The organism is Teichococcus coralli (assembly GCF_009829925.1).
Taxonomy (GTDB): Bacteria; Pseudomonadota; Alphaproteobacteria; order Acetobacterales; family Acetobacteraceae; genus Pseudoroseomonas; species Pseudoroseomonas coralli.
On record NZ_SNVJ01000012.1, the window covers coordinates 107,257 to 120,024 of the forward strand.

The following is a 12,768-nucleotide window of genomic DNA, read 5'->3' on the forward strand; positions in this document are numbered from 1 at the left end:
AGCTCGGGAGAAAGAATTCCCCCAAACCCCCATCTTCTTTCTGTCAGAAAGAGAAGAAGAAGGGTCTGGGGAGAAACACCTTGCCCCAGGCTTGTGCCCGATGAGCACGGATCCCGGATGGGCCGACGAGCCCTCGCGCCCCACCAAGACCGTCGATCCTTCGCTTGGCCCCGCCCTGCTGGAGCCGGAGGCGGGCGGGCTGATCCGCCATGGCGCGCCCGTTGACCTCGCCGTGCCGCAAGCCAGGGCGAAGGGCGCCGGCTGGCTCGCCTCCTTCGGCACCTTCGGGGCCGCGGCGGGCCTGCTGGTGCTGGGCAGCTTCGGGCTCGGCCTGGGGCTCATGCTGGACGACCTGTTCGCCGCCTCGCCGGTGCTGGGCTGGCTGGGCGCGGCGCTGGGTGCGGGCGTCGGCGGGCTGATGCTGGTGGCGCTTGGCCGGGAATGGCGGGCGCTGCGCCGGCTCGATGCCTTGGATGCGCTTGCCGAGGCAGTGCGCGAGACGCCCGACGGTGCCAGGCCGCCGGCCGCGCTGCTGCGCTGGGCGGAGGGCGTGGCGCGGCGCCTGCCGGAAGCGGCGGCCGCCGTGGCGGAACTCCACCGGGCCGGCAGCATGGCCGAGGCCCGAGGCCTGCTGGCCACCGGCCTCCTGCCCGTGCTGGACGCGCGGGTGAAGGCCATGGGCCGGCAGGCGGCGGCGCAGGTGTTCCTGACCGCGGCGGTGCTGCCCTCGCCGGCGCTGGATGCCGGTGCGATGGCGCTGATCGGGCTGCGGCTGATGCGCCAGGTGGCGGTGCTGCATGGCGTGCGGCCGGGAGCGGCGGTGCTGTGGCGGCTGTTGCGGCGCCTGGCGCTTTCCGCCGGGCTGACGGCGGGGGCCGATCTGGTGGCCGAGGCGGGCGTGGAGCAGTTCGTGGAAGGGCACGCGGCGAAGCTCGCCGGCGGCGCGGCGGGGGCCGCGGTGGCGGCGCGGCGGATGCTGCGGCTGGCCGGCGCCACGGCGGAATGCTGCCGGCCGACGCGCGCGCTGCGCTGAGGGCGATTGGCGGGTCCGGGGTTACCCGGCCACGCCGCAGAGGGCAGAGGGCAGAGGGCAGAGGGCAGAGGGCAGAGGGCAGAGGGCAGAGGGCAGAGGGCTGGAGGCAGAGATCTGGGGGCGGCGCCTTGGCCGCGGTTCCCGCCGGCGCCTCCGCTTGCTGGGTCGCCATTCTCGCCGCCCGTTTCGTTCCGCGGCGGCCGGCCTGCTATGCTGCACTGCCCGCTTGCAGCTTCCGCGAAGCAGCGCACATGCTGCGCATCATGTCCGACGGTGCTCCCCAGGAACTGACCCTGCGCCTGCATTCCTCGATCGCGGAGATTGCCGCGCCCGAGTGGGACGCCTGCGCCGGCGCGGAGAATCCCTTTGTCAGCCACGCCTTTCTGGCGGTTCTGGAGGAAAGCGGCTCGACCGGCCCGCGCACCGGCTGGCTGCCGCAGCATCTGGCGCTGCGCGACGCTTCGGAGCGGCTGGTGGCGGTCGCGCCCGCCTATGCCAAGAGCCACTCCTACGGCGAGTATGTCTTCGACCACTCCTGGGCCCATGCGCTGGAGCGCAGCGGCGGCCGCTATTATCCCAAGCTGCAGGTGGCGGTGCCGTTCAGCCCGGTGCCGGGGCGGCGGCTGCTGGTCCGGCCCGATTCGGGCATCGGCCCGGCGGCGCTGGGCGAGGCGCTGGCGCAGGTGGTGGAGCAACTCGGCCTTTCCTCCGCGCATGTCACCTTCTGCACTGAGGCGGAGTGGCAGGCGCTGGGCGAGGTCGGCTGGCTGCGGCGCCTCGGCACGCAGTTTCACTGGACGAATCCGGGCTACCGCAGCTTCGAGGACTTCCTGGGCGCCCTTTCGAGCCGCAAGCGCAAGCAGCTGCGGCGGGAGCGGCGCGACGCCCAGGCCGCCGGCCTGACCTTCCGCACCCTGCGCGGCGCCGAGATCACCCGGCGGCACTGGACCGCCTTCCACCGCTTCTACCTGGACACGGTGGACCGCAAATGGGGCAGCGCCTACCTCAACGCGCGCTTCTGGCCCCTGCTTGCCGAGCGCCTGGGCGACCGCGTGGTGCTGATGATGGCCGAGCGGGACGGCCAGCCGGTGGCGGGCGCGCTGAACCTGATGGGCCCCGACGCGCTGTATGGCCGCAACTGGGGCACCACGGTGGAGACGCCCTTCCTGCATTTCGAGCTGTGCTACTACCAGGCCATCGACTTCGCCATCGCGCAGGGCCTGCAGCGGGTTGAGGCGGGGGCGCAGGGGCAGCATAAGATCCAGCGCGGCTACCTGCCGGTGCCGACCTATTCCGCGCACTGGATCGCGCATCGCGGCCTTCGCCGCGCGGTGGCGGAGTTCCTCGACGCCGAACGCCCCGCCATGGAAAGAGAGATGGCGGAACTGGCGGAAGCCTCCCCGTTCCGGGTAGAGGACTGATCCACGCCGCCGGAACCCCGGCGGAACCTTGACGTTTCGTCAGGCCTTCGCCGCAGGAAGAAAAGGATTCAGGGCTGCGCCTCCACCTCGCCGCGCATGAAGTAAAGCGTCGTCTCGCGCTGGCCGGGATTGGGATGGAGCAGGCTGAGCCGCATCATGTCGCCCTCGGCGCTGTCCAGCCTCCATCGGCTGACCTGAAAGACGGTCATGCAATGGCCGTTGCGGTGCGCCTCCGCCAAGGCGCGGGGCGTGCCGTTGTCCGAACTCCGCAGCTCGCGCAGCGCGCGCAACGCCTGCGGGTCGGCACAGCCGACGGTGCCGTCGGAGGCGACTCGGTAGGCCGTCGGCTCCTGGCTTTCCGGCGCCGGCGCGGCGCGGGAGGGATTCGGCCGGCGCTGCCGGGAGGCCGGCGAGACCTCCGAGCCGCTGCCCGTGCGCCATCCCCCGGCGGGGGACCAGCCATATGGCGATGGCTGGCCGGCGCAGGATGCGAGGAAGACTGCCAGGATGATTGTCGGGTGGAGGCGCATTATAACCGATGGTTGAAAAAGCTGCGGGACACCTGCTGGCTGGTACCCAAGGCCGGCGAGCCATAGCACCATAGCGGGAAATGCGGGAAATGCGATCTGAGCGCGGGCAGCTTTCGAGGCGGTGGCAGGGGAGCCGGATCATGGCCCTCCTGGCCGCCTGCGCCGCCGCCGCCGCTGCCGTCCTGGCCCTGCTGCTGCCCGGCAGTCCGGATGGGCAGGACGCCGAACGCCGCGCCGCCGCCCTGACCGAAACCAGCCGCATCCTCGCCGCGGCGGTGGACACCGAGCTGGAGCACCGGGCGCAGATCCTCGCCGCGCTGGCAGCCTCGCCCGTGCTGGACCGGCCTGACGCCGACCTGCGGGCGTTGTACGGCCACGCACTGGCCGCCGCCGGCGTGCTGGAGGCCCCCGTCATGCTGGCCGACCTGTCGCTGGCCCAGCTTATCAACACCAGGCTGCCCTTCGGCACCATCCTTCCGGCGCTGGAGGATGCCGCACCCGCGCTGCGCGCGCTGGAAAGCGGCGGCACCGCCGTGATGCGCTCCACCATCGGCCCGGAGCAGCGGATCCGTCTGGCGGTCGCCGTGCCGGTGAAGCGGGCGCAGCGGCGCATCGCCGTCCTGATCACGGAACTCCAGCCGGAAGTGATCGCGGCCGTGCTGGACAACGTCCTTCCCCCCGGCATGGCCGCGGCGGTGGTGGAGCCGGACGGCACGCTGGTCGCCACCGCCACCCAGATGGCCTTCCCCGCCGAGGCGGCGGGCGCGCCGGGCGCGGGGCCGGCGGAAGGCCGAGCCTTCGCGCGGGCGGCCTGGCCCCTGCGGATGGCGCCAGACTGGCGGCTGGTGGCGGTGCGCCCGCCGGCCGCGGTGAAGAGCGGCGCGGTGCCGCCTTCCCGCCTCGCCATCGGCGGCCTCGCGGCCCTGGCCGCGGCGCTGATGGCCATCTGGGCGCTGCGGCAGCCGCCGGGCGACGCGGCCGCCCTTCGCGCCCTCGCCGACCTGCGGGTGCTGCACGACACCGTCCCCGTCGGCCTGGCGCTGCTGGATAGCGATTTCCGCTTCGTCTCGGTCAATGCCCGGCTGGCGGCGCTTGCGGGCCTGCCGCCGGCGGACCACATCGGACGGCCGCCTTCGGAGGTCTTCCCCGCCGCTCTCCGAGAGCCGCTGGAGGATGCGCACCGCGAGGTGTTCAGGACCGGCAAGCCCGTGCTGGACGTGCCGATGACGGCGGAGGCGCCGGGCGCCGTGCGCAACCTCCGGCAGTTCCGCGCCAGCTTCCACCCGATCGAGGATGCCAGCGGGCGGATCGAGGGGGTGGGCGTGGTGCTGCAGGACGTCACGGCGCGGCTGCGCGCCGAGGCGGGGCGCGACCTGCTGGTGCGGGAGCTGAACCACCGCGTCAAGAACACCCTGACCGCCGTGCTGGCGATCATCGACATCACCCTGCGGCGCGTCGGGGGCGAGCCGGAGCAGATGAAGGCGGCGCTGCGGGCGCGGCTGCAGGCCATGGCGCGCGGCCACGACCTGCTGACGGCGCATGACTGGGAGCCCACCGACCTCGCCGAGGTGGCGCAAGCCGCCCTGGACCCCTGGCTGAACGAAACGCCGCCGCGCCTGCTGCTGGAAGGGGCGGAAGGCGTGCTGCTGCGCCCGAGCCAAGCGCAGGCGATCGTGCTGGCGCTGCACGAACTGGCCACCAACGCCACGAAATACGGCGCCTTCTCCGCCGAGGAGGGCCAGGTGCGGCTCCGCTGGCGAACCGATGCCGAGGGCTGGACCCACCTGCACTGGGCGGAAAGCGGTGGCCCGCCGGTGACGGCGCCGCCGGCGGACCGGCGCGGCTTCGGCTCGCGGCTGCTGCAGCGGGCGCTCGCGCCGGATCTCGGGGCGGGAACCGAGGTGGCGATGGAGTTCGCGCCGGAGGGCCTGCAGGCGCGGGTGCGGTTCCGGGGAGCCGGCGCCGGACCCGCGGATGCGGCGGTCCCGCTGCTGGAGGCGCAGGCGGCCTCGTCCGAGCCCGTGAGCCGCCAGCCGGCGCCCGACCTCCTGGCCTGAGGCCGCCCCGCGCCCTCAGCCCGCCAGGGCGCGGGCAAAGACGGCCGGGTCCACGTTGCCGCCGCTGAGCACCACGCCCACGGTGCGGCCGCGCGCCGGGATCTTGCCGGCCAGCAGCGCGGCGAGCGCCACGGCGCCGCCCGGCTCGACCACGATCTTCAGCGCCTCGAAGGCCAGGCGCATGGCGCGGAACACCTCCGCCTCCGTCACCGCGACGCCCCCTTTCAGGCGCGGCTGGTTCACCGCGAAGGTCAGCGCGCCAGGACGCATGGAGAGCAGCGCATCGCAGAGCAGGGCGCCCCTGCCGTCATTGGCCAGGCGCTCCCCGGCGGCCAGCGAGCGGGCGGTGTCGTCCCAGCCCTCCGGCTCCGCCGCCCAGACCTCGGTGCCGGGGGAGGCGCCCTCCATCGCCAGCGCGCAGCCGGCGATCAGCCCGCCGCCGCCGGTGCAGACGGCCAGCGCGTCCATCGCCAGCCCGGCGGCGCGGGCGTCCTCGGCCAGCTCCAGCGCCAGCGTGCCCTGGCCGGCGATGACGTCCGGATGGTCGAAGGGCGGCAGCAGGCTGGCGCCACGCTCCTCGGCCAGCCGTTGGGCCAGCGCCTCGCGGTCGGTGCTGGCGCGGTCGAAGAAGGTGATCTCGGCGCCCCAGCGGCGGGTGCTCTCGACCTTGATGGAAGGCGCGTCCTTCGGCATGGCGATCAACGCCTTCACCCCCTCCGCCGCCGCGGCGCAGGCCACCGCCTGACCGTGGTTGCCGGAGGAATGCGTCACCACGCCGGCGGCGCGCTGCTCCGGGTCCAGCCTCAGCACGGCATTGGTGGCACCGCGGAACTTGAAGCTGCCGGTGCGCTGCAGCGGCTCCGGCTTCACCAGCACGGTGCCGCCGGTCAGCGAGTCGAGCAGCGGGTGGCGCAGCATGGGGGTGCGGACCACGCGGCCGCGCAGCCGCTCGGCGGCGGCGAGGACATCGGCGTGGGCGGGGAGCGTCGTGGCGTTCATCGGGCACCTCCGGGGGCTGCGCCGGCGCGCGGCCGGGGCGTGCAGCCTCGCGCCCCCTCGGGGCTTGGGCAAGCCCCTCCGGATACTCACCCGTTTGGGTGAACCCCTTTCGTTCCAGGGCGCCCTATAAGCTGGCCGGGCAAGGAAAACCCTGTGCGGGAAGTGAAACGATATGCTCGACCCCCGCGACCTGGCGCTGGAGCTTTATGGCGCCGTTCTGGAAGGCGGTTCGCTGGAGCCGCAACTCGCCGCGGTGGCGCGGGCGCTCAAGGCGGAAACCGGCTTCATCAGCCGCATCCCGCTCGCCAGTGACGCGCCGCCAGGCACGCGCGCCACGGCGCTGTACGCCATCGACCCGGACATTCTTGCCGAATACGAAACGGACTGGCTGCGCCATGACCCGCGCGTGGCGGTCGCCCTGCGGCAGCCGCGCGGGGTGCTCAGCTTCAACCGGCTCTGCCCGCCGCGCGACTTCGCGCGGTCGATGTTCTGGAACGAGTTCGGGCGCAGGCGGATCTCCGGCTCCGGCTTCCACACGCTCAGCGCAAGCGTCACCGAACCGGACGACACGATCGGGGTGCTGAGCGTGCACCGGCCGCAAGGGGGGGAACCGTTCGGGGCGGAGGAGGAGGCGTTCCTGGCGGCGCTCTACCCGCATCTGCGGGGCGCGCTGCAGGCGGAGTCGCGGCTGCGGCTGGCGCAGGCGCGGGCGGCCGTGCTGGAGGCGGGGCTGGAGGCGCTGCCGCAGGGCATCGCCGTGATCGGCCGCCATGGGCGGTTGCTGCACGCCAATGCGGCGCTGCGCGCCATGGCGGCCTTGCGGGACGGGCTGGCGCTGACCCCCGCCGGGCTGGACCTGGCCGACCCGGCGGCGCGGCAGGCGCTGCGGCACGCCCTCGACCTGGTGCTGGCGGTGCGGTCCGGCCGTGTCCGCCTGCTGCCCGACGGCACCGGGCTGAGCATCCCGCGGCCTTCCGGCGCTCCTGCCTGGGTGGCGCAGGCGCTGCCGCTGCGCGCCGGAAGCGGCGGCCCCTTCGCCGACCTCGCCGGCGCGGTGGTGCTGGTGGCCGACCGCACCAGGCGGCGGCCGCCCTCCGCCGTGCTGCTGCAGCGCCTGCTGGGCCTCACGCCGGCCGAGGCGAGGCTGGCGGCGGGCCTGGCCGCAGGCCAGGACCTCAGGCAGCAGGCGCGGCGGCGCGGCGTCTCGCCGGAGACCCTGCGGTCGCACCTGGCCGCCATCCGCCGCAAGACCGGCTGCCGCCGGCAGGCGGAACTTGTGGCGCTGGTGCTGCAAACCTGCGCGTGAGGACGTTGCAATAAAGATATGAATTGCAGCGGGCACCGCATTGCCGCGCGCGGTGCGCCGCAGGATAAAAAATACGCAAGATTACGGGGATCGTGCGGGAACCGTTGCAAGAACGCTGTCGCAACGCCTAACGTTCCTTTCGCAACGAGTGGCCACAAGGCCCGAGGCGACGCATGTCGCCCGTGCGGAGGAGGTTTACGGATCATGGAAGGCAACGGGTTCTCCCGTCGTACTGTGCTGCGCGCTGGTGCCCTGGGCGCTGTGGCCAGCGCCCTGCCCCTGGTGAACGTGCATGGCCAGAACGCCGGCGGAAGGCTGGCGCTGGGCCTCTGGGACCATTGGGTTCCCACCGGCAACGACGCCATGCGCAAGATCGTCATGGACTGGGGTGAGAAGAACAAGGTTCAGATCGAGCTCGACTTCATTACCTCGGTCGGCAACAAGAACCTGCTGACGATCGCCGCGGAATCGCAGGCGAAGCAGGGGCATGACGTGCTCGCCTTCCCGACCTGGGAGGTGCACGCCAAGTCCGACCTGCTGGAGCCCATGGACGACGTCATGGGCCGGCTGCAGCAGAAGTACGGCGACCTGAACCCGATCACCGAGTACCTGGCGAAAGTGCAGGGCAAGTGGCGCGCGGTGCCGGCCATCTCGGGCAGCCAGAACAAGCCGGCGCTCGCCCGCTTCGACCTGCTGAAGCAGCATGCCGGGCTGGATGTGCGGGAAATGTACCCGGCGGCCAACAAGGCCGGGCCGGGCGCCGACAACTGGACCTGGGACGCCTTCCTGAAGGCGGCGCAGGCCTGCCACAAGGCCGGCGTGCCCTTCGGCCTGCCGGTCGGCCAGTTCACCGACGCGACCGACTGGATCGGCAGCCTGTTCCATTCCTTCGGCGCCACGCTGGTGAACGAGAAGGGCGACATCACCGCCAAGTCCGACAACGTGCGGCAGGTGCTCGACTACGCGAAGCGCCTTTGCTCGGTGCTGCCGGGCGACGTGTTCTCCTGGGACGACGCTTCCAACAACCGCGCGCTGATCTCCGGCAAGTCGGCGCTGATCTTCAACCCGCCGAGCGCGTGGGCGGTGGCCAAGCGCGATGCGCCGGACGTGGCCAAGGAGTGCTGGAGCTTCCCGCCGCCGAAGGGCGTCAACGGGCGCTTCACCCCCTACCTGCCGTATTTCTGGGGCCTCTGGAGCTTCTCCAAGAACAAGAGTGCGGGTAAGGCACTGATCGAGCACCTCAGCCAGCGCGAGCAGGCGCAGCAGATGGTTGCCGCCAGCAACGGCTACGACATCCCGCCCTTCGGCAGCATGACCGACTTCGATACCTGGGAGACGGAAGGGCCGCCGAAGGGCGTGGTCTACAACTATCCCGTCCGGCCGCAGCACAACTCCAAGCAGTTCATCGCCTGCAACCCGGCGCCGCCGGAAATCGCCGTGCAGATGTACAACCAGGCGATCCAGGCGAAGATGATCGCCCGCGTGTCGCAGAACGGCGAATCCGTCGACAGCGCCATTGCCTGGGCGCAGAACGAGCTGGAGGGCTTCCAGCGCGGCTGACGCCGCGCCCCGCCAACCGTGAGGATGCGCGCGCGGGGACACGGGTCCCGCGCGCGCTGCCGTATCTCCCGCCACCGCGAGGGAGCCTGACATGTCCCAAGGCACGCTTTCCGCCCCGACCGCGCCGGCCGCGGTGTCGCCGCACAGCACGCTGCGGCGCCTGGCGCGACGCAACTCAACCACCGCCTTCCTGCTGACCCTGCCGCTGATCCTGCTGGTGCTGGGGCTGGTGGTCTATCCGTTCCTCTACGCGCTGTACCTCGCCACGCTGAACAAGCGCATGACGAAGTTCATCGGCATCGACAACTTCACCTTCCTCTTCTCCCGCCAGACCTTCTGGGACGTCGTGCTCCAGTCGGTGCTCTTCGCGGTGACGGCGGTGGTGGTGAAGGCGCTGATCGGCTTCATCCTGGCGCATGTGCTGCACGCGCTGCCCGCCAAGGGGCAGCGCAAGTGGCGCGGCATGCTGCTGGTGCCGTGGGTGATCCCGCCCGCCATCTCGACGCTCGCCTGGTGGTGGCTGTTCGACCCCTCCTACTCGGCCTTCAACTGGGCGCTGGCCGGCATCGGCGTGGACCCCGTCCCCTGGCTCGGCCAGGCCGGCTGGGCGCGCTTCTCGGTCATCCTGGTGAACGTCTGGTACGGCTCGCCCTTCTTCATGATCATGTACCTCGCCGCGCTGAAGTCGGTGCCCGACCAGCTCTACGAGGCGGCGGCGATCGACGGCGCGACGGGCTGGCAGAAGCTGCGCTTCGTGACCTTCCCGATGATGCGCAACATCATCTCGATCACCGTGCTGTTCAGCCTGATCGTCACCTTCGCGAACTTCGACATCGTCCGCATCCTGACCAATGGCGGTCCGCTGGATAAGACGCATGTCTTCGCCACCTACGCCTTCCAGGTTGGCATCCAGTCGGGCGACATCCCGCTCGGCGCCACGGTCAGCCTGTTCATGTTCCCGCTGCTGGCGATCTTCGCCATCTTCATCCTGCGAGGGGTGAACCGGCGCACCAAGGAGATGGCCTGAGATGAGCGCCACCACCGATTCCTCCACCTACGTCGAGCCCGAGCGCAAGCACGGCAGCCTCCGGCGGGAGCGCCGCTGGGCGATGATCGGCGCCTATATCGCGCTGGCGGTGTTCATCCTGTTCTTCATGATCCCGCCCTTCCACATGCTGATGACCAGCCTGAAGAGCAGCGGCGAGATCGCCGACCTCTCCGGCAATCCCTGGATCGTCCGCTCGCCCACGCTGCAGAACTACTGGGAGCTGCTGACCCAGGGCAACTACGTCATCCATTTCCGCAACTCGGTGATCGTCACCGCCTGCACCGTGGCCATCACCATGGTGATCTCGACCCTGGCGGCCTTCGCGCTGGCGCGGATGAAGTTCTGGGGCAGCGCGACGCTGGCGACCGGCGTCTTCCTGACCTACCTGGTGCCGGAGACGCTGCTGTTCATCCCGATGTTCCAGATCGTCGGGCAGCTCGGCATGTACAACAACCTGTGGGCGATGGTGCTGCTCTTTCCCACGCTGACGGTGCCGTTCTGCACCTGGATCATGATCGGCTACTTCGCTTCCATTCCGAAGGAGCTGGACGAGGCGGCGCTGATCGACGGCGCGGGGCACTTGCAGATGCTCTGGAAGATCTTCATTCCCGTCGCGCTGCCGGGCATCCTGGCGGCAATGATCTTCGCCTTCACCGTGAGCTGGGCGGCCTTCATCTATCCCCTGGCCTTCCTGGTCAGCTCGGACCAGATGGTGCTGACGGTTGGCATCGTCTCGGACCTGATCCGGGCGGACACCTTCCAGTGGGGCAAGATCATGGCCGGCGCGCTGATGGCGGCGCTGCCGCCGCTGCTCGTCTATGCCTTCCTGATGGACTACTACATCGCCGGCCTGACCGCCGGCGCGACCAAGGGCTGAGGGCCAGCCCCGCCCGGCCGTAAGCGGCCGGGCGGGGCGCGTCCTGACAAGACAAAAGAGACCTGGGAGAGCTCAAGAATGGCGCAGGTGACACTCCGCAAGGTGGTCAAGGCGTATGACGGCGGTGTGCAGGCGGTGAAGGGCATCGACCTCGACATCGCCGACCACGAGTTCGTCGTGCTGGTGGGCCCTTCCGGCTGCGGCAAGTCCACCACGCTGCGGATGATCGCGGGGCTGGAGGAGATCTCCGACGGCGAGATCGCCATCGGCGGCCGGCTGGTGAACGACGTGCCGCCGCGCGACCGGGACATCGCCATGGTGTTCCAGAACTACGCGCTCTATCCGCACATGACGGTGTTCGACAACATGGCCTTCGGGCTCATGCTGCGGAAGTTCCCGAAGGAGGAGATCAAGCGCCGCGTCGACAATGCCGGCCGCATCCTCGACATCACGCCGCTGCTCGACCGCAAGCCGAAGGCGCTCTCGGGCGGCCAGCGGCAGCGCGTCGCCATGGGACGCGCCATCGTGCGCGACCCCAAGGTGTTCCTGTTCGACGAGCCGCTGTCGAACCTCGACGCCAAGCTGCGCGTGCAGATGCGCACCGAGATCAAGAAGGTGCACCAGACCGTCAAGACCACCACCATCTACGTCACGCACGACCAGGTGGAGGCGATGACGCTGGCCGACCGGGTCGTGGTGATGAATGGCGGCATCATCGAGCAGGTCGGGCCGCCGCAGGAGCTCTACCACAATCCGAAGACGCGCTTCGTCGCCGGCTTCATCGGCAGCCCGGGCATGAACTTCATCCCCGGGCGGCTGGAGAACGGCGCCGGCGCGCTGCGCGTGCACCTGCCGAACGACATCGTGCTGCCGGTCCCGGCCGATCGCACGGCGCGCTACAGCGGGCTGGCCGGCAAGCCGGTGCTGCTCGGCATCCGGCCGGAGCACCTGACCGAGGCGAAGAACCTCGATCGCCCCAACGTGGCCACGCTCACCGCCACGCCGGAGGTGACCGAGCCGATGGGCATGGAGACGCTCGTGCATTTCAAGATGGAAGGCGCCGAGATCGTCGCGCGCGTCGACCCGACCGCGCCGGCGGAGCCCGGCCGGCCGCTGCCAATGGCCGTCGACCTCAACTACATGCACATCCTCGATCCGCAGACGGGGCGCGTCCTGTGAGCGGGCGCACAGCCTGGATCACCGGCGCCGGGTCCGGCATCGGGCGGGCGGTCGCCCAGGCGCTGGGCGCCGCCGGCTGGCGCCTGGCGCTCAGCGGCCGGCGGGAGGCGCCGCTGCGGGAAACCGCCGCGATGCTGCCCGACGGCGCCGAGCCGCTCATCCTGCCCGCCGACCTGACCGACTCGGTCGCCGTGGAGCGTGCCGCCCGCGCCGCGGAGGAGGGGCTCGGCGGGCTCGACCTGCTGGTGAACAACGCCGGCAGCAACGTGCCGCGCCGGCACTGGCACCAGCTCGCGGCGGAGGATGCCGAGCTGCTGGTGAACGCCAACCTCACCGCCCCCTTCCTCACCAGCCTGGCGGTGCTGAAGGGCATGAAGGCGCGCGGCGGCGGACTGATCGTGCAGATCGCCTCGGTGGCGGGGAAGGGCACCTCCGCCGTCTCCGGGCCCGGCTACATCGCGGCCAAGAGCGGCTTCGTCGCCCTCTCGGCCTCGTTGAACGCCGAGAACGGCATCCACAACATCCGCTCCACCTGCATCTGCCCGGGCGAGGTGGCGACGCCGATCCTGGACCTGCGGCCCGAGCCGCCGCCAGCCGAGGAGCGGGCACGGATGCTGCAGCCGGAAGACATCGCCCAGGCGGTGATGTTCGTCGCCGGCCTGCCGGACCGCGTCTGCATCAACGAGATCGTCGTCACGCCCACCTGGAACCGCTTCCAGGCGCCGCTCGCGCAGCAGGTGGCGGCGATGCCGTAGCTT

General features: G+C 71.2%; 11 protein-coding genes. 9 read left to right on the plus strand and 2 right to left on the minus strand.

The genetic code is table 11. From position 1 onward, the window contains the following. The first annotated feature begins 100 nt into the window (after nt 1–100). Together E0493_RS14605 and E0493_RS14610 are read left to right on the plus strand one after the other, a co-directional pair. Nucleotides 101–1,033: a DUF697 domain-containing protein gene (locus E0493_RS14605; protein ID WP_160937836.1), complete on the plus strand. Its 933-nt coding sequence runs from the start codon at nt 101–103 to the stop codon at nt 1,031–1,033. A gap of 251 nt (nt 1,034–1,284) precedes the next feature. Next, nucleotides 1,285–2,454, plus strand: coding sequence for a GNAT family N-acetyltransferase (locus E0493_RS14610; RefSeq protein ID WP_235913790.1), 1,170 nt, complete (start codon nt 1,285–1,287; stop codon nt 2,452–2,454). A gap of 68 nt (nt 2,455–2,522) precedes the next feature. On the opposite strand, the gene E0493_RS14615 is transcribed toward E0493_RS14610, so the two are convergent. Then, complete coding sequence (locus tag E0493_RS14615) at nt 2,523–2,984, minus strand: hypothetical protein (RefSeq protein ID WP_160937837.1); 462 nt, start codon at nt 2,982–2,984, stop codon at nt 2,523–2,525. 140 nt (nt 2,985–3,124) lie between these two features. On the opposite strand from E0493_RS14615, the gene E0493_RS14620 reads away from it, so the two are divergent. Next, nucleotides 3,125–5,041 carry a sensor histidine kinase gene (locus tag E0493_RS14620; RefSeq protein ID WP_160937839.1) on the plus strand — a complete coding sequence of 639 codons (1,917 nt, stop codon included), beginning with the start codon at nt 3,125–3,127 and terminating at the stop codon, nt 5,039–5,041. 15 nt (nt 5,042–5,056) lie between these two features. On the opposite strand, the gene E0493_RS14625 is transcribed toward E0493_RS14620, so the two are convergent. Then, nucleotides 5,057–6,040, minus strand: a complete 984-nt coding sequence (locus tag E0493_RS14625; RefSeq protein WP_160937841.1) for a threonine ammonia-lyase — start codon at nt 6,038–6,040, stop codon at nt 5,057–5,059. Nucleotides 6,041–6,212: 172 nt separating this feature from the next. Here E0493_RS14625 and E0493_RS14630 point away from each other — a divergent pair, with 172 nt between their 5' ends. The 6 genes from E0493_RS14630 (at nt 6,213) to E0493_RS14655 (ending at nt 12,765) form a co-directional block, all read left to right on the plus strand. Further along, nucleotides 6,213–7,346 (plus strand): helix-turn-helix transcriptional regulator, encoded by a 1,134-nt coding sequence (locus E0493_RS14630; RefSeq protein WP_160937842.1) that lies wholly within the window; start codon nt 6,213–6,215, stop codon nt 7,344–7,346. A gap of 204 nt (nt 7,347–7,550) precedes the next feature. Next, nucleotides 7,551–8,906, plus strand: a complete 1,356-nt coding sequence (locus tag E0493_RS14635; protein ID WP_160937844.1) for an ABC transporter substrate-binding protein — start codon at nt 7,551–7,553, stop codon at nt 8,904–8,906. Nucleotides 8,907–8,997: 91 nt separating this feature from the next. Next, nucleotides 8,998–9,933, plus strand: a complete 936-nt coding sequence (locus E0493_RS14640; protein ID WP_160937846.1) for a carbohydrate ABC transporter permease — start codon at nt 8,998–9,000, stop codon at nt 9,931–9,933. A gap of 1 nt (nt 9,934) precedes the next feature. Then, nucleotides 9,935–10,831, plus strand: coding sequence for a carbohydrate ABC transporter permease (locus E0493_RS14645; protein WP_160937848.1), 897 nt, complete (start codon nt 9,935–9,937; stop codon nt 10,829–10,831). Nucleotides 10,832–10,909: 78 nt separating this feature from the next. Further along, a complete protein-coding gene (locus E0493_RS14650) occupies nt 10,910–12,010 on the plus strand; it encodes an ABC transporter ATP-binding protein (protein ID WP_160937850.1) in 1,101 nt (366 codons plus the stop codon). Next, nucleotides 12,007–12,765 carry an SDR family oxidoreductase gene (locus E0493_RS14655; protein WP_160937851.1) on the plus strand — a complete coding sequence of 253 codons (759 nt, stop codon included), beginning with the start codon at nt 12,007–12,009 and terminating at the stop codon, nt 12,763–12,765. Before E0493_RS14650 ends, E0493_RS14655 begins: the two co-directional genes overlap by 4 nt. Nucleotides 12,766–12,768: the final 3 nt, after the last annotated feature.